At 39.7% G+C, this 18,537-nt stretch carries 23 protein-coding genes; 14 read left to right on the top strand and 9 right to left on the bottom strand.

Going from position 1 to position 18,537, the window contains the following annotated elements:
• Positions 1-15 precede the first annotated feature (15 nt).
• Positions 16-1,245, top strand: coding sequence for a two-partner secretion domain-containing protein (locus tag B6258_RS13945; protein ID WP_099075772.1), 1,230 nt, complete (start codon positions 16-18; stop codon positions 1,243-1,245).
• Positions 1,246-1,390: 145 nt separating this feature from the next.
• Here the strand turns inward: B6258_RS13945 and B6258_RS13940 are convergent, their stop codons facing one another.
• The 3 genes from B6258_RS13940 to flgA all read right to left on the bottom strand — a co-directional run bounded on the left by B6258_RS13940 (position 1,391) and on the right by flgA (position 3,234).
• Positions 1,391-1,831: a flagella synthesis protein FlgN gene (locus B6258_RS13940; RefSeq protein ID WP_099075819.1), complete on the bottom strand. Its 441-nt coding sequence runs from the start codon at positions 1,829-1,831 to the stop codon at positions 1,391-1,393.
• A 13-nt stretch (positions 1,832-1,844) separates the two neighbouring features.
• Positions 1,845-2,144, bottom strand: a complete 300-nt coding sequence (gene flgM / locus B6258_RS13935) for a flagellar biosynthesis anti-sigma factor FlgM (RefSeq protein ID WP_099075771.1) — start codon at positions 2,142-2,144, stop codon at positions 1,845-1,847.
• A 433-nt stretch (positions 2,145-2,577) separates the two neighbouring features.
• Positions 2,578-3,234: a flagellar basal body P-ring formation chaperone FlgA gene (gene flgA / locus B6258_RS13930; RefSeq protein ID WP_099075770.1), complete on the bottom strand. Its 657-nt coding sequence runs from the start codon at positions 3,232-3,234 to the stop codon at positions 2,578-2,580.
• Between the two features lie 209 nt (positions 3,235-3,443).
• Between flgA and flgB the strand changes: the two genes are divergently transcribed.
• From flgB to B6258_RS13865, 13 genes are all read left to right on the top strand, one after another.
• The gene (gene flgB / locus B6258_RS13925; protein WP_006533174.1) at positions 3,444-3,854 is read left to right on the top strand and encodes a flagellar basal body rod protein FlgB; all 411 of its coding nucleotides are present in this window, start codon (positions 3,444-3,446) and stop codon (positions 3,852-3,854) included.
• A 10-nt stretch (positions 3,855-3,864) separates the two neighbouring features.
• Positions 3,865-4,269 carry a flagellar basal body rod protein FlgC gene (gene flgC, locus B6258_RS13920; RefSeq protein ID WP_023581815.1) on the top strand — a complete coding sequence of 135 codons (405 nt, stop codon included), beginning with the start codon at positions 3,865-3,867 and terminating at the stop codon, positions 4,267-4,269.
• Positions 4,270-4,281: 12 nt separating this feature from the next.
• The gene (locus tag B6258_RS13915) at positions 4,282-5,112 is read left to right on the top strand and encodes a flagellar hook assembly protein FlgD (protein WP_099075769.1); all 831 of its coding nucleotides are present in this window, start codon (positions 4,282-4,284) and stop codon (positions 5,110-5,112) included.
• 27 nt (positions 5,113-5,139) lie between these two features.
• Positions 5,140-6,351 carry a flagellar hook protein FlgE gene (flgE, locus tag B6258_RS13910; protein WP_099075768.1) on the top strand — a complete coding sequence of 404 codons (1,212 nt, stop codon included), beginning with the start codon at positions 5,140-5,142 and terminating at the stop codon, positions 6,349-6,351.
• A gap of 21 nt (positions 6,352-6,372) precedes the next feature.
• A complete protein-coding gene (locus B6258_RS13905) occupies positions 6,373-7,128 on the top strand; it encodes a flagellar basal body rod protein FlgF (RefSeq protein WP_099075767.1) in 756 nt (251 codons plus the stop codon).
• Between the two features lie 19 nt (positions 7,129-7,147).
• Entirely contained in the window at positions 7,148-7,930 is a 783-nt protein-coding gene (gene flgG, locus B6258_RS13900) for a flagellar basal-body rod protein FlgG (protein ID WP_036935743.1), read from the top strand.
• Positions 7,931-7,993: 63 nt separating this feature from the next.
• Positions 7,994-8,737 (top strand): flagellar basal body L-ring protein FlgH, encoded by a 744-nt coding sequence (locus B6258_RS13895; protein ID WP_099075766.1) that lies wholly within the window; start codon positions 7,994-7,996, stop codon positions 8,735-8,737.
• A gap of 14 nt (positions 8,738-8,751) precedes the next feature.
• The gene (locus B6258_RS13890; protein ID WP_099075765.1) at positions 8,752-9,858 is read left to right on the top strand and encodes a flagellar basal body P-ring protein FlgI; all 1,107 of its coding nucleotides are present in this window, start codon (positions 8,752-8,754) and stop codon (positions 9,856-9,858) included.
• Positions 9,858-10,844, top strand: a complete 987-nt coding sequence (flgJ, locus tag B6258_RS13885) for a flagellar assembly peptidoglycan hydrolase FlgJ (RefSeq protein ID WP_099075764.1) — start codon at positions 9,858-9,860, stop codon at positions 10,842-10,844. The genes B6258_RS13890 and flgJ overlap by 1 nt, the downstream gene beginning before the upstream one ends.
• Positions 10,845-10,961: 117 nt before the next feature.
• Positions 10,962-12,611, top strand: a complete 1,650-nt coding sequence (flgK, locus tag B6258_RS13880; protein ID WP_099075763.1) for a flagellar hook-associated protein FlgK — start codon at positions 10,962-10,964, stop codon at positions 12,609-12,611.
• Positions 12,612-12,642: 31 nt separating this feature from the next.
• On the top strand, positions 12,643-13,587 hold the full coding sequence (gene flgL, locus B6258_RS13875; protein WP_099075762.1) for a flagellar hook-associated protein FlgL: 945 nt from the start codon (positions 12,643-12,645) through the stop codon (positions 13,585-13,587).
• Between the two features lie 324 nt (positions 13,588-13,911).
• Complete coding sequence (locus B6258_RS13870; RefSeq protein ID WP_099075761.1) at positions 13,912-14,316, top strand: hypothetical protein; 405 nt, start codon at positions 13,912-13,914, stop codon at positions 14,314-14,316.
• Positions 14,317-14,322: 6 nt separating this feature from the next.
• Positions 14,323-14,784 (top strand): hypothetical protein, encoded by a 462-nt coding sequence (locus tag B6258_RS13865; RefSeq protein WP_069367479.1) that lies wholly within the window; start codon positions 14,323-14,325, stop codon positions 14,782-14,784.
• 21 nt (positions 14,785-14,805) lie between these two features.
• Here B6258_RS13865 and fliR read toward each other — a convergent pair whose 3' ends face one another.
• From fliR to fliM, 6 genes are read right to left on the bottom strand one after another with little or no spacing between them, the layout of a single operon-like run.
• Positions 14,806-15,588, bottom strand: a complete 783-nt coding sequence (gene fliR / locus B6258_RS13860) for a flagellar biosynthetic protein FliR (protein WP_099075760.1) — start codon at positions 15,586-15,588, stop codon at positions 14,806-14,808.
• Between the two features lie 5 nt (positions 15,589-15,593).
• Complete coding sequence (gene fliQ / locus B6258_RS13855) at positions 15,594-15,863, bottom strand: flagellar biosynthesis protein FliQ (RefSeq protein WP_069367481.1); 270 nt, start codon at positions 15,861-15,863, stop codon at positions 15,594-15,596.
• A 15-nt stretch (positions 15,864-15,878) separates the two neighbouring features.
• Positions 15,879-16,649, bottom strand: a complete 771-nt coding sequence (gene fliP, locus B6258_RS13850; RefSeq protein ID WP_099075759.1) for a flagellar type III secretion system pore protein FliP — start codon at positions 16,647-16,649, stop codon at positions 15,879-15,881.
• Positions 16,649-17,095, bottom strand: a complete 447-nt coding sequence (gene fliO / locus B6258_RS13845) for a flagellar biosynthetic protein FliO (RefSeq protein WP_099075758.1) — start codon at positions 17,093-17,095, stop codon at positions 16,649-16,651. Before fliO ends, fliP begins: the two co-directional genes overlap by 1 nt.
• Positions 17,096-17,098: 3 nt before the next feature.
• Positions 17,099-17,509 (bottom strand): flagellar motor switch protein FliN, encoded by a 411-nt coding sequence (gene fliN / locus B6258_RS13840; RefSeq protein ID WP_023581830.1) that lies wholly within the window; start codon positions 17,507-17,509, stop codon positions 17,099-17,101.
• Positions 17,502-18,533: a flagellar motor switch protein FliM gene (gene fliM, locus B6258_RS13835; protein ID WP_099075757.1), complete on the bottom strand. Its 1,032-nt coding sequence runs from the start codon at positions 18,531-18,533 to the stop codon at positions 17,502-17,504. Before fliM ends, fliN begins: the two co-directional genes overlap by 8 nt.
• Between the last annotated feature and the right edge of the window lie 4 nt (positions 18,534-18,537).

Here is an 18,537-nt window from a genome sequence, read left to right as displayed (position 1 = left end):
CCATGGGATTTAGTCATGAATTTAATTTCTTTGAGAATACATCAACGCCACGCTTTTTTTAGTAGTACCATGATTGTTGCTTTACTCTTATTTTCAACAAATATCTTAGCTAATGAGTTGATTGTTAAAGATGCTGATTTAGCAAAAGATCTTGCAATTAATTATCATAAGGGTAAAGCCAATATTGACATTGAATCTTCTGATATACGCGGCATTTCTCATAATTATTATACTTATTTTAATGTGGATGAAAATGGAGTTGTATTCAATAACCCAGAAGGTTCGGGTATTACTCTTATTATTAATGAAGTCACTTCAATAAATAAAACACGATTAGCCGGCGATTTATCTATTGACGGAAAACCTGCAAATATTATTATTGCCAATCCTAATGGTATTAATTGTGATGATTGTTCATTTAGTGGTATTGAAAAAGTAACCTTAATTAATGGAAGGAGTGATAATCTAAATATAGGAAAATATAAAATCTCTAATCAAGGCAGTATTCAATTTAACACTGATGGAATGCATCAATTCGTTTTTAATAAAATAAATATTATTTCGACAGATGTTAAGTTTAATAAAGATGTTATATTTTCTTCTGATGAGTTAAATATTATTAATGGTAAGCAAAATTATCATTTGTTTCACAACTTTCAATCAAAATTTCATAAGGGAAAACTCTTTTTTGATTCTGGTAGTATTATTAATACCAATAAATTCACTTATTATGCAGGAAGTAATAATTTTATTAATCAAGGTGTTATAAATATCGGTAATGCTATCATAGAAACAAAAGGCAAATTGATGAATTATGGAAGTATCAATTTATTAAGTGGACGTATTTATCGTTTGTTAGAAAATCTTTCTATAGAATATCCTATGTATGATTTTTCAAATCGGGTATCACAGATTAAAGCAAAATCATTTTATAATGAACATAGTGGTCGATTTACGACTTATAATACCAATGCTGAACTTGATTTAGCTAAAGGGAGTTTTACAAATAAAGGATATGTATCTTTATCACATAGCCATTTATCTACTCAGTTGCGTAATTTTTTTCATAAGCCTAAAGGAATAATATTCGCTAATCAATCATCAGTTACGATAGAGTCAGAAAATAAAACAAGGCTAGAAGGGATGATAAATACACTAAATAGTAAATATCCTATTTATATTAATAAAGGAAAAATTATTTATAGTAATGATGATAATAAAAAATTTATTTTAATTAAAAAATAGGAATTGACATAAATAACAAAAAAAGAGAATTTCTCGTTAGATGTTATTTATAATAATAGAGTGAACATAAATAGATGTGTAATGGATTAAAATACACATCTATTAATTTAAATAGGGAGTAATATACTTTTATTATTAACAATACTTATATTTGTATTTTGCGGCCAGCAAGCAGTGAACGCTGCGCTTGCCCATCAGAACCATAAAGGGTTGGGCTGTGGTTCTTCTGCAAAAAACGGATAGCATCACTATTACGAGAGATGTGTTGATCGAGTAGTAATCCGTTATGCTGATTTAGATATCTTAACTCCGCCGTGATGTCTATTATCTGTGTCCATAAATCAGATAAGAACGGCAACCCTGTATAAGGTTTTTCTACACCGGCTTGTAGGCTTAGCGTATGACGCTGTTGGTCTGTATGACCTAAAGCCGACAAGACAAAATTCTTCTGTTCAGTTACTTCGTGTAGGGCATTGATATCAATATTACCTGCGCATAATAACTGTTGTTCAGCACGTAAAATACCAGCAATGGTATTAAGCTGTGATAATTGAAGATCTAAAGTCTGGCGGAGTTCTTCCATCATAATCATTAAAATATTATTGAGTTATGCTTTCAGCAGCTTCACGGAAAAGAGCGTCCGCAATTTTACCGCTGTCCATGGTTAATGTTCCGTTGGCAATTGCTTCTTTTAAGCGAGCAACTTTCTCAACGTTGATGTCTTTATTTCCAGGTTGAACAAGTTTTTTCTGTGCTTCACTCAGTTTTACAGAAGTGTCGCCTGTTGCAGTTTTTTGTTCAGTCGTTCCCGATTTACGAGAGCCCTGAGTGACTTCACTCGGGTTACGTTGTGCAATTGCGTTAATCGGAAGCAGTGGATTTGCGCGTTCAATACTCATAGGAAAATCCTTTGTTAGGCATCAATTAATAGTCAGATGAAGCCATTGTAAAACAACCTATGTGTTTTCGCCTATCATCTTACTTCTTTATATCGGCTATCAAATCAAAAACTTTAATCTTAGTCGTCATACTCGTCATACTCGTCATTCTTTAAACCTGACCGCACTCACTCACACTAGTTACATACTTATGTATGCTCCTAGCGATTCGTTCATTTGTCGCCTAGCTACAACTTGAATTATTTAGAGTAAGTACAGGCTATGTTTTAAATTGTTGTCTAGCTACAACTTAAATTATTTAGAGTAAAAATGTATGCAAACACAGTTTTTGTTCAAATTGCAACGTAAGAGAGTTTACCTTGGCTTGCCATAACTGAAACGGGTAACAAGCAATTTAATAGGGGCTTATTCTGCTTATCAGTTTTTTAATCTATTAAAGAGGGATGCGTACAGAACCGTCTTCCAGTGCTTCTCCGGTGACGATTTGCCCAGATTTAACTCTTACTCGAACCGTTTCATTAGCGACAGCATTGTTTACGGCTTTACCTTCATAACGGATCTGAAAGTGAGGGCCTTGTGCAAATACGGTGACTGTTTGTCCCGCCAAAATAGCCCAAGGGCGACGCACCATTGTGGAAGTTAAAGGCTTTCCTGCGGAGATTTGTCGCATTGCGATCGCATTTTTAATTAATGCAGGATCACGTAATACATCATAAGGTAATTTTTCTAATTCGCCCGTTGCCATGCTAACGGCAGACGCTTCAATAATGTCATCACGATTAAGGTCTTTTTCCGCGATTAAGTATTCACCATTAACGCTAACATCAATTTGAATAAAACGACGTTGTTTATCACACTGAATTGGGATTGAAATACGACCCCAATTACGAGAGCCAGCATGACGTTGGATCTCTTGTGTTTGGCAAACAGGCCATTTATCTTCTGGTGTTAAAACTGTCACCGTCACTTTATCGCCTTGTTGATGAAGTGCGACAAAGAAATCTTGTAGTTCTTCAGGAAGTGATTTCGCGATACTCACATTCACCATAAAGAAAAAAGAAAATAGACCGATAAGAGTTCTAACTAACATAATTTGTATCACCTTACAGAGTTGATGCTAATTGTGCGTTTGTCATTATTTAGCAATAACAGTGTACATCGACTTTACACGCCTTAAACGCATAAATAGCAATCCAATTTACGCCTATTCCTCCAATCATCTTTTTTTTGAGCGTTTATTCTGTCAACTGAAATTGTTTTATCAGCTGAGGTAAGTGGCTTAGCCACCAAGGATAGAAGATGCTCGATAAATTAGAAAATACGTTTCATTTTCAACAAGAAGCACTCTCAATACGCAATAAACGCCAAGAAATTCTCGCTGCGAATATCGCTAACGCAGATACCCCAGGCTTTCAGGCTCGTGATATTGATTTTGCTTCTGAATTGAAGAAAACCATTGAAAACGGACGTACTGGTAGTCATGGCATGCAATTGGCAATGACATCAGAACGCCATATCCCGATCAAACCCGGTTATCGCTTAGAAGCGGACTTACTTTATCGTGTGCCTCATCAAACTGCGATGGATGGTAATACCGTGGATATGGACATGGAACGTAGTAATTTTGCCGACAATAGCCTTAAGTATCAGGCTGATGTGACATTTATTAACTCGCAAGTTAAAAGCATGATGGCTGTATTGCAACAGTAGGGTAAAGAGCATGTCTTTATTTAGTATTTTCGATATTTCAAGTTCAGCACTTTCAGCGCAATCACAGCGTTTAAACGTGAGTGCCAGCAATATGGCAAACGCTGACAGTGTTGCGGGTCCAGATGGCGACCCTTATCGTGCAAAACAGGTTGTTTTTCAGGTAAACGCCCCAGCAGGTCAAGAAATTGGCGGTGTTCGTGTCACTGAAGTGGTGGATGATCCAGCACCATTTCGTATGGAGTATCAGCCGGGACATCCTTTTGCCGATGAAAAAGGGTATGTACGTATGCCGAATGTTGATGTTGTGGGTGAAATGATTAATACCATCTCTGCATCAAGAAGCTACCAAGCTAACGTCGAAGTGATGAACACGGCAAAATCACTGATGCAAAAAACACTGATGATAGGTCAATAGGGAGAATAAATTGTGGGTATTTCCTCCTCAATGAATGAACCTTATGATAATACCATTATCGGGGATGCTCCTTCTTCATACCATACGAAAAAAAGTGGTAGTGATGATATTAAAGGGAATTTCCTGACTCTTCTCATCACTCAGATGAAAAATCAAGACCCAACAAATCCAATGCAAAATAATGAGCTGACTTCCCAGTTAGCTCAAATTTCAACGGTTGAAGGCATTGAGACACTGAATAAAACAGTGAATAACATTGTTGGGCAGATTGATCAAAGTCAGGCGTTGCGCGCTTCTTCTCTCGTTGGCCGTGGTGTTATGGTCTCGGGGAATAAGATTGTTGTCTTTCAGCCAACCGACGGTAAAGGTGAGACTGAAAAACCCAGTGATGGGGATGACGCAATTCCAACACCTGATACGCAAAATGAAAAAACACGTCAGCAAATGGGAACGTATAAAGCAGATGGTACGGATCCAAATACGCCTGACAGTGAACACCTTTTTTCAACACCTTTTGGTTTTGAATTACTCAGTCCAACCGATTCTCTTACGATAAACATCACCAATGCGAGTGGTGTGACTGTTCGTACAATCAATATGGACAAAAAGATGCTACCGGATGTTTATAACTTCTCTTGGGATTGTACTGATGAAGATGACAATCCAGTTCCAACAGGCAGTTATAAATTTACCGTTAACGCCACGCTTAATGATGCTCAGGTCCCTGTTAAGACACTGAATTATGCGCTGGTGAATAGTGTGTCCATGGTGGATGGTGGTGCCCGCCTTGATGTTGGCTTAGGTAATACCGTTTCATTGGATGAAATTCGTCAGGTTCTTTAACTAACACATATTCAACTTGGAGGGCGCATGTCCTTTTCACAAGCAGTAAGTGGTTTAAACGCAGCAGCCGCTAACTTAGATACTATCGGTAACAATATTTCTAACTCCGCAACCTACGGTTTTAAAGGTGCAAACGTTTCTTTTGCTGACGTTTTCGCGGGTTCAGGTGCAGGTCTGGGTGTTAAAGTGGCAGGTATTAGCCAAAACTTTAAAGACGGTAGTATCACAACCACTAACCGTCCAACAGATGTGGCGATTTCTGGTGGTGGTTTTTTCCGTATTGAAGATCAAAACGGCGGCGTTTTCTATTCACGTAATGGTGAATTCGGTAAAGATAAAAATGGTTTCCTGACCAATATGCAAGGTATGCGTGTAACAGGTTATCCAGTAGTTTCTGATCCTGCAACAGGTAAAAATATCGTACAAAAAGGGGCTACACCAGCACCTATCGTTATTCCTACCGATATGATGAATGCAAGTGAAACTAGTACGTTAGATATGACAGTTAACTTAAATTCAGATGAAGATAAACCAGCAACTGCTTTTGATGTTAATAAAACAGATTCATATAACTTCAGTACAAACGTTACCACTTACGATAGCTTAGGTAATGAACATAACCTGAACTTATTTTTCGTTAAAAAAGATGATAATAAGTGGGATGTCTATGTAAAAGATACGACCACAGGAGCAGCAGCACAGAATTTAGGCGAAATCGAATATGAAAAAAATGGTGTATTAAAGACAGCTAATTTGGCTGATTTTACTACGGATTCATATAAAGGCTCTGAAACAGGCTCAATTAAACTGGATTTCACCGGCAGTACCCAACAAAAAGTGGCTGAATCAAGCGTCTCTAAATTAGCGCAAAATGGTTACCAAGCGGGTGAATTCACTAACTTCCGTATTGAGCAAGATGGTTCCATTATGGCGACTTACTCAAACCAACAAAGCCAAGTGGTTGGTCAAATCGCATTAGCTAACTTTGCAAACCCAGGTGGCTTAAGCTCACAAGGCGACAACATGTGGTCTGAAACTAACGGTTCTGGTTCACCAATCGTCGGTGTGGCAGGCTCTGGTGTATTTGGCAAATTAACCAATAACGCATTAGAAGCGTCTAACGTTGATATGAGCCAAGAGTTAGTCAATATGATCGTTGCTCAACGTAACTATCAATCAAACGCACAAACCATCAAGACTCAGGATCAGATCCTGCAGACTCTGGTTAGCTTGCGCTAATAACGCCGGAAATAATCTGTTATGGATCATGTGATTTATACCGCGATGGGCGGCGCCAGACATTCGATGGAAAATCAAGCCGTCGTGGCAAACAACTTAGCAAACGCATCAACACCAGGATTCAAAGCGCAGCTTAGTGCAATGCGAGCCGTACCTGTCAATGGCGATACCTTACCGACTCGTACATTAACGGTAGCCTCAACGCCAGGTAGCGATCAGAGTCAAGGAACGATGAACTATACCGGCAGATCAATGGACGTTGCGTTAAGTGATAATGGCTATTTGGCTGTTCAGCTGGATGATGGCACCGAAGCCTATACTCGAAACGGCAGTATTCAGCGTAACGCTGACGGTATGTTGATGGTGCAAGGGCGTTTGTTAATGGGGGATAACGGTGCGATTGAAGTACCTCCTCAAGCAGATGTCAGTATTGCCAATAACGGTATTGTGACGGCGCATGTGCCGACTGATCCGCCAAAAATGTTGGGTCAAATTGGTCGCTTGAAAATGGTAAAACCAGAGCAAAACGATTTAGTTCGTGGCGATGATGGTTTATTCCATTTATCACCGAAAGGCACTGCGCGTGCGGGTGAGCAATTACCTGCTGATGATAGTGTGAAGGTGTTAGCTGGTGTGTTAGAAGGCAGTAATGTTAATCCAGCAGAAGCCATGGTCGATATGATAGCAAACGCAAGACGTTTCGAAATGCAAATGAAGGTTATTCATAGCGCTGACGATAATGCGCAACGAGCTAACCAATTGCTATCACTGAGTTAAATAGTGTAAGGGGAAAACCATGATCCGTTCTTTATGGATTGCTAAAACTGGGTTGGATGCACAACAGACAAACATGGATGTGATTTCCAACAACCTCGCAAACGTCAGCACCAATGGTTTTAAACGCCAACGTGCGGTTTTCGAAGATTTACTGTATCAAACAATTCGTCAACCAGGTGCAATGACATCAGAACAGACGAATGCGCCATCAGGTTTACAAATTGGTACGGGTGTTCGTCCGGTTGCGACTGAGCGTTTACATAGCCAAGGTAACTTGGCTCAAACAAACGGTACGCGTGATGTGGCGATTAAAGGACAAGGTTTCTTCCATGTTCAGTTACCTGATGGTACAGACGCTTATACCCGTGATGGTTCTTTTCAAATGGATCAAAATGGGCAATTAGTGACAACCAGTGGTTTCCAAGTCGTACCGGCCATTATTCTGCCTGAAACGGCGAAAAAGGTCATGATTGGTCGTGATGGTACTGTCAGCGTTGAGATTGAAGGTTCACCAGCGCCACAACAAGTGGGGCAATTAACGCTAACTACCTTTATTAATGACAGCGGATTAGAAAGTGTCGGTGAAAACTTATACTTAGAAACCGCAAGTTCTGGCGCACCTACTGAAAATGCCCCCGGTATCAACGGCGCAGGCTTGTTGTATCAGGGATATGTTGAAACCTCTAACGTTAACGTAGCTGAAGAGCTGGTCAATATGATCCAGACTCAACGTGCTTATGAAATTAACAGTAAAGCGATTTCAACATCTGATCAGATGTTACAGAAACTAACGCAACTCTAATTTCGTTTGTTCATTAGCCTGACAGGGTTTCCTGTCAGGCGTATTACTAAAAGAGTATCGAAGATGGATACAAAGGTCATTACTGACAATTCTGGGGCAAGAAAGCTTAGTGTCAGATGGCGTCGTCATCAACGTTTAGGTACCGCCCTGTTGGTACTGACACTGTCGGGATGCGCATATATACCCAAAAAACCGTTAGTAGAAGGTAATACAACTGCGGTTCCAACGGCACCCACTGCACCGGCACCCAATGGCTCTATTTTTCAGGCAACTCAGCCTGTTTATTTTGGCTATCAACCTTTATTTGAAGATAGACGTCCTCGAAATATAGGCGATACGCTGACGATTACATTGCAAGAGAATGTCAGTGCAAGCAAAAACTCATCTGCGAATGCCAGCCGTAACGGTAAAGCAGGATTCCTTGCTGCGATTACGCCAGGATTCTTGGAAGGGGTGTTTGGTAATAAACGTACAGATATGAGTATGGAAGGAAACAGTGACTTTGGCGGTAAAGGTGGCGCAAATGCGAACAATACCTTTAAAGGCACCATTACTGTTACCGTCGATCAGCTTCTTGCCAATGGAAACCTGCATGTTATTGGCGAAAAGCAAATTGCTATCAATCAAGGTACTGAATTTATCCGTTTTTCAGGTGTTGTGAACCCAAGAACGATCAGTGGTGCTAATACCGTAAATTCAACCCAAGTTGCTGATGCGCGTATTGAATATATCGGAGACGGTTATATCAATGAAGCACAGTCTATGGGATGGCTACAACGCTTCTTCTTAAATGTATCACCTTTTTAATGAGTAGGGTCCAGATGAAAAAAATAGCGATGAGCCTTTTCTTTATCGTGATGACATGTGTCGGTTTTTCCGCTCATGCCGAACGGATCAGAGATCTCACCTCTGTTGAAGGGGTAAGAGAAAATGCGCTGATTGGTTATGGTTTGGTCGTGGGATTAGATGGAACGGGTGACCAAACAATGCAAACCCCGTTTACCACGCAAAGTCTGAATAACATGCTCTCACAATTGGGGATCACCGTACCACCCGGCACTAATATGCAATTGAAAAACGTTGCTGCGGTAATGGTAACTGCAAAATTACCGCCTTTTGGTCGTACAGGGCAATCAATCGACGTTGTTGTTTCATCCTTAGGTAATGCAAAAAGCTTACGTGGTGGTACGTTGCTGATGACACCATTAAAAGGTGTTGATAATCAGATTTATGCTTTAGCACAAGGCAATATTGTTGTCGGGGGGGCTGGCGCATCTGCGGGCGGTAATAGCGTTAAAGTTAACCAGTTAGCGGGGGGACGTATTAGTAGCGGTGCTATCATTGAACGTGAATTGCCTTCGCAATTTGGTCAAACAGGTTTGTTGAACCTACAACTAAATGAAGAAAACTTCACTTTAGCGCAACACATCTCTGATACCGTTAATAAATTACGCGGTGTGGGTACGGCTATTCCTTTAGATGCACGTACCGTTCAACTACGTGTTCCTATCGGTAAAAGTGAACAAGTCCGTTTCTTGGCGGAAGTTCAGAATCTTGAGATTAAACGTGTTGTTGCCGATGCGAAAGTGATTATTAATGCAAGAACCGGTTCTGTTGTGATGAATCGTGATGTGACATTAGGAAGCTGTGCTATTGCACAAGGCAACCTTTCCGTTACGGTTGATAGCCAAGTTAATGTAAGTCAACCTAATACCCCGTTTGCTGGGGGAAGCACTGTTGTAACGCGTAATACTAGCGTGAATATGAGTGAACAAGGTGGCTCATTACAACAAGTGAATGCCAGCGCAAGCTTAAACGAAGTGATCCGCACATTAAATGCATTAGGTGCAACACCCACTGATTTAATGTCAATTTTGCAAGCAATGGAAAGCGCGGGTTGCTTACGTGCGAGATTGGAGATTATCTGATGAAAGATTTATCTCTGCTTTCTTCAATGTCGACGATGTCAGCGCCGGCATATGATAGTAATGCATTGAATAAACTTAAATATCAGGTTGGACAAAATGCTGATCAGCAAGGGCTGCGCCAAGTGGCGCAGCAACTTGAAGGTGTTTTCGTTCAAATGATGTTAAAAAGCATGCGCGATGCTATTCCTCAAGAAAGCATGTTCAACTCAGAAAGTACCAAGATGTACACCTCTCTTTATGATCAACAAATTGCTCAAGACTTATCACAAAAAGGCTTGGGCTTTGCTGACATGATAGAAAAACAACTTTCTGCCAAAGTCACGATGGATCCAAGTGAAATGGCTGGCAAAACGCCAATGCCATTAGATGGTAGCGATATTTTTCAATCTATGCCAACGCAAGCTTTGGGGCAACTCTATCGTGCGATGCAGCCTTATCAAAATGCCGTTGAAAGTACGCTTGGTAAGCTTAAGGGCTTATCTGAAAGCAGTGCTTCTTTTGCATCAAAACTGTTAGGGCCTGCAAAACAAGCCACAGAAGGTACTGGTGTACACCATCTTTTAGTTGTTGCTCAAGCTGCGCTTGAATCAGGTTGGGGTAAACGTGAAATTCTCACCGGCGATGGTAAGCCAAGTTATAACCTGTTTGGTATTAAAGCAGGAAGTAGCTGGAAAGGGCCTGTCACGAATATCATGACAACCGAAGTGATTGATGGTAACTCAATTAAAATGCGTGATAATTTCCGTGTTTATGGCTCCTATGTTGAAGCTATTCAAGATTACCTCAGATTGATCACTGAAAGTCCTCGTTACGCCAAAGTACCTCAAGCTCAAACCCCTGAACAAGCGGCTTACCGTATTCAAGAAGCAGGTTATGCCACCGATCCGGGTTATGCGAAAAAACTGGTTTCAATTATTGGTCAATTAAAAGGAAGTGGTGAGCAAGTTGCTAAAACTTATACTCACGATTTAAGCGACCTATTTTAATTATTTTCCCCTCAAGTTTAGAGGGGAAGAACCGATAATAAAGACCAGAGCATCCATTTAACTTGCCAGCTATGCTCCGTGCATACGGGTGATGACTAAACGTAAAAGGATAGACAAATGTCCAACAGTTTAATTAATACAGCGATGAGCGGACTTAATGCGGCACAAGCTGCGATGAGCACTGTGAGTAATAATATCGCTAACCAAAATGTAAAATGGTACAACCGTCAAATGACTGTTTTTAATGAAAACAGCGGCACAATGACCGGTAATGGTTATATCGGTAATGGTGTTAATGTTAGCCGTATTCATCGTGAGTATAACGAATTTCTTGCCGGTCAAATGAACCGTGCAATGTCAAAACAGAGCGCACTTAATAGCTATACCCAAAATATCTCACAAATTAATGATTTGTTAGCAGATAAAGGGAATGACGTTTCGAGTGCGATTGACGAATTTTTTACCAGCTTACCAAACGTGACCAATAACGCAGAAGATAACCCTGCGCGTACAACGGTTATTGGTAAAGCAGAAGCCATGGTTAATATGTTTGCTAAAGCAGACCAATCATTGCGTGACCTCGAAAAAGATATTAATAGTCAGGTGACTAACACCTCTAAAAATATCAATGAATATACAAAACAGATCGCAAAATTAAATAATGAAATTAGTCGTTCTAAAGGCTTTAATGGCGCTGATCCTAACGATTTATTAGACCAACGCGATCGTTTAATTCAAGAGCTAAACACACTGGTTGATGTGCAAGTCACTCAACAGGATGGTGGTTTTGTTAACGTCACATTTGCTAATGGTTTGCCATTAGTCTCTGGTACTCGCTCTTATGAAGTTTCTGCTATTCCATCAAGTAAAAATAGCGAACGCCTTGTTATCGGTTATAGCAATGGTATTGATGAAGTTCGTGAAGTAGATGCAAAACGCATTAAAGGTGGTGAACTTGGCGGCGCTTACCGTAGCCGTGAGGAAGTGTTAGATCCAAGCCGTAACCAATTAAACCAATTAGCGTTAGTGTTGGGCGATCAATTTAATAAACAACATGAGCAAGGTTTTGATCTAGAAGGTAAAAAAGGTGATAAATTCTTCGACCTTGGTGGTGCTCATGTAATGCCTAACGGTAAAAACAAAGGCGATGCTAATTTTACTGTTGAATATACAGATACAAAAGTAGTTAAAGCAGCCGAATATACGGTTAAGTATGAAGGTGGCAAATGGAACGTCACTGTAGAACCTGGTAATCGTAAATTTGAAGCGACTCAAACAGGTGATCAGCTAGAGTTTGAAGGGATGAAAATGACTCTCTCTGGCAAGGCTCAATCGGGTGATTCCATTGTTGTTCAATCTGTGGGTAATGTGATTGCAGGTATGAAAGTTGCGGTCACTGATCCAAGTAAAATTGCTGCTGCGGGTTCGTTAAATGCAGATGGTGAAACGGCACCAAGTGATAACGAAAACATGAAAAAACTGTTTGAGTTACCCGATGCAAAAATTATTGATGGAAAAACAACAATTGCTGGTGGTTATGGCTCACTGATCAGTATGGTCGGTAATAAAGTGAATACCGCGCAAGTTGATTTCGATGCTCAGGTTTCTATCACTAAAAGTATTGTAGAACAACAACAGTCTGTTTCTGGTGTGAACTTGGATGAAGAGTACGGTGAAATGTATCGCATTCAAGAATACTACATGGCAAATGCAAAAGTAATTCAAACAGCCAACAGCATGTTTGATGCGATTATGCAAGTTTTCTAAGTAACGTTTCATCAGAATAAGGAATATCACTGTGCGTTTAAGTTCAAGTCAAATTTTTAGCCAGCGCGTGGATAATATCACGAGTTCACAAAGCAAATGGATGACGGAAGGGAATAAAATCTCCAGCGGTCGTCGTGTTGAAAAACCTTCAGATGATCCCATGGCGGCTTCTCAAGCGGTGATGGTGAAACAATCTGAATCACGTAACCAACAGTATGCGACAGCGCGTGGATTTGCAAAAAACAGTATGTCTTTGCAAATGAGCTTAGCAAGCCAAATGGTTAATATCACGACTAAAATTCAAGAAACGTTGGTTGCAGCAGGTAATGATGCAACATTAAGTGATGAAGACCGTTCATCTTTGGCTGATCAATTACAAGGTTTAAAAGATCAGCTAGTCGGTATTGGTAACACAAAAGATGGTGTCGGCCGTTATATTTTTGCCGGTTTCCAATCAGATAAGCCTCCTTTTGTCGCTGATGCAACGGGTAAAATCACCTATCAAGGTGGTGACAAGCAAATTACCCAAAAAGTAGATAGCAATATTGAAATGGTCACCAACTTCACTGGGATTGAAACATTACAATCTTCAGGGGGTAAAGGGACAGAGCCTGATATTTTTAATGCTCTTGATGGTGCTATTACCGCATTACGTGAACCTTTAATCGGTAAGCCACAAGCGGATCGTGATGCTGCCTTAGCGAAAATTGATACGGCAAACAGTGTTAACCGTGCAACATTAAATAATATTTCTAGTGTTGAGGCGAAGTTAGGTTTGCAACTTCAAGAACTTGATAATTTAGATGATTTAGGTGCAGATACGACTTTAAGAAATGCAAAACGCTTAAGCGAATTGCGTGACTTAGATTGGACACAAGCGATTTCAGATTATTATCAAGAAGAGTCTGTATTACAGGCTTCTTATAAAGTCTTTAACGACATGAAAGAGATGTCGATGTTTAAGATGTATCGCTAATTATTTAGTTTTGTCTTTAGACATTTTGATATCACCCCTGGTATGTATTTATCAGGGGTTTTTTTATTGTTTATTGGATAAAACAGGTAAACTATTTTTCCTATATTGGGCATCATGTACATGAAAGGTTCTGTAGTTTAAATAATATCGCCAGTAGCAGTATTAATAATTGCACATTCACGAGTATTGGGTTGTAAATTTGATTTTATATCTTTTTGTATAGTAATAAATATGTACGATTAGATTAAAAGTGGATTAATTATTAATGAGTAAATAGAAAATAAATTAGAATGTTAAATGGCAAACAACAAAGGACTTTTATCTATGAATGGAAAACAATTCGATATCCCAATTACAATTAATCATAAAGACGCTATCGCTGAATTACGATTGACAACCTCTCCTGAAAGAAAATGTAAAATTACTGTCGATATTGAAGGCCATCACTATGGTGAATTTTCAGCAACAGATTATTTTGCCTGTTTAGATGCTATTCGTAATCAACTAACGGATGTTATTTTTCACTGCCATGGCGCAAGAATAGATACCTATCCATCAGGAATGTCTCGTGATATGGGAAGTGGTATGGCAGTTTATTGTATGAAAATGGGAAAGCAAGCGCGCCAAGAAGATTTAGTCGGTACATTTAATGACTATCGAAATGAAACCTTAGTTACACCGTCGGAACAACGTGAGTTTTTTCTGTTGTGGTTAGAATCGTTGAGATAGAAAATTATGTGTGCTTATTTTGAATTACTAATTAATAAATCAATACCGCTTTCTTTAATTAAATGTATTGAGCAAAAAGTTAGCTGGGGTGATGAGTTATTTTCACAAGATCCGAAAAAATACTCTTGGAATAACACGTTTATATTTACACGATATAAAGCCTGCGGTAGTGCATTAGAATGCTTATTTTCAAAGCGATTAAATCTTGATGATTATTGGGTTTATGTTTTAGAAGATTCAACCAATCATTTAATAACAGCAAAAAATTCAGAGAATAATGCTGAAGAATTCCATAGATTTATCAATGAATTATTAGCCAAAAAAGAAGATATATATATTATTCAACAACATGAAGATATTATGTCGAAAACTTATGAGCATATTGAAACAATAAAAGAGTTCGAAAAAATATTTTATCCCAATATAGGTACTGAAAACGCTTTAGTCATAAGTATAAAAAATAAATAATGGGCTGATTATTAGCCCATATCAAGAAACTAATTGTTGCAATATCAATGTGATGCGATTAAACGTATCACTAAAGACACGCTCTGTAAACACAGGTAGTGCAGGCATGATCATGGATAATGCTAACATACCGATAGTCAGCGTAAGAGGGAAGCCCACCACAAAGACAGAAAGTTGTGGTGTCATACGATTTAGAATACCTAATGAAAGGTTGAGGACTAAAAGTAGGGTGATTAATGGCATGGCTAACATCATACCGTTAATAAAGATTGTGCCGCCACTTTGCACTAAAGTCAGGATACCTAATGAGTTAAAAGTCTGATTTCCAATAGGAACAACATAAAATGTATCAACTAATACAGACAATAACCATAAATGACCATCAAAGACCATAAATAACAGCATTGTTAGCATATTAAAAATACGTGCCAGAATAGGCATGTTAGGGCCACCTGATGGATCGACGAAGGTAGCGAATGAAAGCCCCATCTGTAAACCAATGACTTCACCGGCATGACGAACAGAAGCAAATGCCAGTTGCATTGATAACCCTAGAATTGTGCCAATTAAAATTTGTTGCAACAGCACCCAAAAGGCAATAAGCGAGAATAAAGGCACATTACTCTGTGGTAAGCCTGGTGCGATTAATGCAGTAATTAAAAAGGCGAGTGCAATGCGGAACTTTTTAGGCGTCTGTTTTTCACTAAATAGCGGTGCGGTACTAAAAAGGGCAAGTATACGCACAAATGGCCAGAAAAAATCACTAATGTAGCCGTTAAGCATTTCACTGGTCAGGGTTATCATTGCTATTAACCAATCATCCCAGGAATGCCTGTAAATAAGTTATGCATATAATCGACAAGTAAACTTAACATCCAAGGACCAGCAACTAAAATTGCGGCTAATACAGCAAGAATTTTTGGAATAAACGATAATGTCATTTCGTTTATCTGCGTTGCAGCTTGAAGCATACTGATCACAAGACCTGTCACCAGAGCAGACAACAAAAGAGGACCCGCTAGTGATAAAGCGATTTTCATCGCTTCAGTACCTAGTGCTAAGACGGATTCTGGTGTCATGGGATTACCTCAGCGCTAATTAAAAAAGCTTTGTGCAAGTGAGCCTAGTATTAATTGCCAACCATCGACTAAAACAAAAAGCATGAGTTTAAATGGCAATGAAACTGTGGCAGGGGGCACCATCATCATACCTAGCGCCATCAATACACTGGCAACAACTAAGTCGATAATAAGAAAAGGAATAAAAATCATAAAACCGATTTGGAAGGCGGTTTTTAGCTCACTCGTAATATAAGCAGGCACTAAAATTCGCATTGGTACACTTTCACGAGTTTCAAACGCGGGTGCATCGGCAAGACGAGCAAATAGAGCCAAGTCAGTTTCACGAGTTTGTTGCATCATAAATTGACGCAAAGGTTTAGCGCCATTTTCTAAAGCTTGCTCGAAGGTAATTTGATCTTCAGTAAATGGCATATAGGCATCTTGATAAATTTTATCAAAAACCGGTGCCATAATGAAAAAGGTCATAAATAATGCCAAACCGAGAACCACTTGGTTTGGTGGTGCAGAAGGCGTACCTAAAGCATTACGTAATAATCCAAGAACAATAATAATGCGGGTAAAACTTGTCATCATCAGCAAAACAGCAGGAATAAATCCCAACGCTGTAATGAAGATTAATGTTTGTACTGGTAATGACCAACTTTGACCACCACCCGGTAAAGGCTGTGTAATCACACCCGGAAATTGGGCAAACGCACTGGTAGGTAACAAGATTAAAACCAGCACACTAGCGAAGAGACGCCAACGCTTTAATGCGTTAAAAAAAGTGACACATTGATGCATTATGAGTTGCCTTTATCTCGCTTTAGCGTTTTTTGTAATATTTGAGTAAACAATGGCGATGTTGGTGATGAGGTCGCTTCCTGCGTGGCATTATCAGGGACGGGTAATTTATGCAGCAGATTTACCTGTGATGCAGTTACCCCTAATACGAGCCATTCCTGTTCTATTTCAACGACCACCACACGCTCTTTCGCACCTAATGAACAACTTGCTTTGACGTTAAGCTTTGCTGTCGTTCCTTTAAATGAGCCACGGGTAAAGCCAAAACGGCGAAATAACCACATAGCAACAATAATAAGAACGATGATGCCTGCAAGTGCCGTGCTAACTTGAGCAAGGCTTTGACCTACAGGCAACGGTTGTGCAGGTGTTTGAACAGTTTGTGTTGTAGCGGGTGCGGTAGTATTTACCGCACCTTGGCTGGAAAAGGAAGGAAGCTGTTCCATAGATTAACGGCTCAGACGACGCATACGTTCTGATGGTGTAATGATATCGGTAATGCGAATACCGTATTTATCAGAAACAACCACAACTTCACCTTGAGCAATTAAATAACCATTGATAAGAATATCAAGAGGCTCACCAGCTAAACCATCCAATGAAACGACCGAACCTTGTGACAGGCTAAGTAATTTTTTAATGGTCATTTTGGTGCGACCTAACTCTACGGTTAATTTGACTGGAATATCCATAATCAAATTAATATCAGATAGATGGTTCAGCGCATCGTCTTCAGGTAAAAGATGTTCAAATAGATCGGAACTATTATCCTGGCTTTTCCCAGTTTGCTGTTCCATTGCATCAGCCCACATATCCTCAGCCGATTGTGAATTATCAGTTGGGCGATTTGCATCACTCATTGGTTTGTTCCTCATCCAGAGCGTTTAAAACAGGGTTAATTAGGTGTTCAACACGAAGGGCATATTGCCCATTTACTGTACCGTATTGGCTTGTTAATACGGGCACACCATCAACATGTGCAATCAATCTTTCTGGTTTATCAATCGGGATAACATCCCCTTCTTTAAGTGTTAACACTTTTGATAAACGCAGTGGGATGTCAGTAAAGTTTGCGACCAGTTCAAGCTCTGAATGCTGAACTTGGTTGACTAAACTATCTAACCAAACCCCATCTTCTTGACGAACATTTTCAATTGGTGGATTGATCAGTCGTTCACGTAATGGCTCAATCATGGCAAATGGAATACAAATACTAAATTCCCCAACCATTGAACCAATTTCTACCTGAAAAGGTGTCGTAACAACAATGTCATTCGGTGATGAGGTGATATTGGTAAATTTCACCTGCATTTCAGAACGAACATATTCCACCTGGATCTTGAATATGGAATCCCAAGCATCACGATAGGCATCAAGTGCCAATTTCAACATTTTGTTGATGATCCGCTGCTCTGTGTTGGTAAATTCACGTCCTTCCACAGGGATTGGAAAACGGCCATCACCACCAAACAGGTTATCTACTGCGATATAAACCAGATTCGGTTCAAAGGTAAATAACGCGGTTCCTCGTAAAGGCTTTAAATGCACCAAGTTAAGGTTTGTTGGCACAGGTAAGTTACGAGCAAAGTCGTGATAAGGGTGAATTTTAACGCCACCAACAGTAATGTCAGGACTCCGACGGAGCATATTAAACAGCCCCATACGGAATTGACGCGCAAAGCGTTCGTTAATAATTTCTAACGACTGTAAACGTTCTCGAACCACACGACGTTGCGTGTTGGGGTCATAAGGCTGAATATCCGGTTCATTCGGATCCTTCGCTATCGCAGGTTCCCTTTTCGCGCTTTTTTTGGCGTCGTCACCTGATGTGTCATCATTCAGCAGAGCATCAATCTCTGCCTGTGAAAGGATATTATCGCTCATAATG

It is taken from the genome of Proteus alimentorum (genome assembly GCF_002607735.1).
Lineage (GTDB): Bacteria > Pseudomonadota > Gammaproteobacteria > Enterobacterales > Enterobacteriaceae > Proteus > Proteus alimentorum.
The sequence above is the reverse complement of the archived record's forward strand: the minus strand, read 5'-3'. Positions and strand labels throughout refer to the sequence as shown.

Bases quoted from the DNA above. Each gene is read 5' to 3' on its own strand.
- flgB (WP_006533174.1), top strand. From the start codon at position 3,444: ATGCTCGATAAATTAGAAAATACGTTTCATTTTCAACAAGAAGCACTC.
- flgE (WP_099075768.1), top strand. From the start codon at position 5,140: ATGTCCTTTTCACAAGCAGTAAGTGGTTTAAACGCAGCAGCCGCTAAC.
- B6258_RS13890 (WP_099075765.1), top strand. From the start codon at position 8,752: ATGAAAAAAATAGCGATGAGCCTTTTCTTTATCGTGATGACATGTGTC.
- flgK (WP_099075763.1), top strand. From the start codon at position 10,962: ATGTCCAACAGTTTAATTAATACAGCGATGAGCGGACTTAATGCGGCA.
- fliO (WP_099075758.1), bottom strand. From the start codon at position 17,095: ATGGAACAGCTTCCTTCCTTTTCCAGCCAAGGTGCGGTAAATACTACC.
- flgG (WP_036935743.1), top strand. From the start codon at position 7,148: ATGATCCGTTCTTTATGGATTGCTAAAACTGGGTTGGATGCACAACAG.
- flgC (WP_023581815.1), top strand. From the start codon at position 3,865: ATGTCTTTATTTAGTATTTTCGATATTTCAAGTTCAGCACTTTCAGCG.
- B6258_RS13870 (WP_099075761.1), top strand. From the start codon at position 13,912: ATGAATGGAAAACAATTCGATATCCCAATTACAATTAATCATAAAGAC.
- flgA (WP_099075770.1), bottom strand. From the start codon at position 3,234: ATGTTAGTTAGAACTCTTATCGGTCTATTTTCTTTTTTCTTTATGGTG.
- fliM (WP_099075757.1), bottom strand. From the start codon at position 18,533: ATGAGCGATAATATCCTTTCACAGGCAGAGATTGATGCTCTGCTGAAT.
- B6258_RS13895 (WP_099075766.1), top strand. From the start codon at position 7,994: ATGGATACAAAGGTCATTACTGACAATTCTGGGGCAAGAAAGCTTAGT.
- fliQ (WP_069367481.1), bottom strand. From the start codon at position 15,863: ATGACACCAGAATCCGTCTTAGCACTAGGTACTGAAGCGATGAAAATC.
- fliR (WP_099075760.1), bottom strand. From the start codon at position 15,588: ATGATAACCCTGACCAGTGAAATGCTTAACGGCTACATTAGTGATTTT.
- fliP (WP_099075759.1), bottom strand. From the start codon at position 16,649: ATGCATCAATGTGTCACTTTTTTTAACGCATTAAAGCGTTGGCGTCTC.
- B6258_RS13905 (WP_099075767.1), top strand. From the start codon at position 6,373: ATGGATCATGTGATTTATACCGCGATGGGCGGCGCCAGACATTCGATG.
- flgM (WP_099075771.1), bottom strand. From the start codon at position 2,144: ATGAGTATTGAACGCGCAAATCCACTGCTTCCGATTAACGCAATTGCA.
- flgJ (WP_099075764.1), top strand. From the start codon at position 9,858: ATGAAAGATTTATCTCTGCTTTCTTCAATGTCGACGATGTCAGCGCCG.
- fliN (WP_023581830.1), bottom strand. From the start codon at position 17,509: ATGAGTGATGCAAATCGCCCAACTGATAATTCACAATCGGCTGAGGAT.
- B6258_RS13940 (WP_099075819.1), bottom strand. From the start codon at position 1,831: ATGATGGAAGAACTCCGCCAGACTTTAGATCTTCAATTATCACAGCTT.
- B6258_RS13865 (WP_069367479.1), top strand. From the start codon at position 14,323: ATGTGTGCTTATTTTGAATTACTAATTAATAAATCAATACCGCTTTCT.
- B6258_RS13945 (WP_099075772.1), top strand. From the start codon at position 16: ATGAATTTAATTTCTTTGAGAATACATCAACGCCACGCTTTTTTTAGT.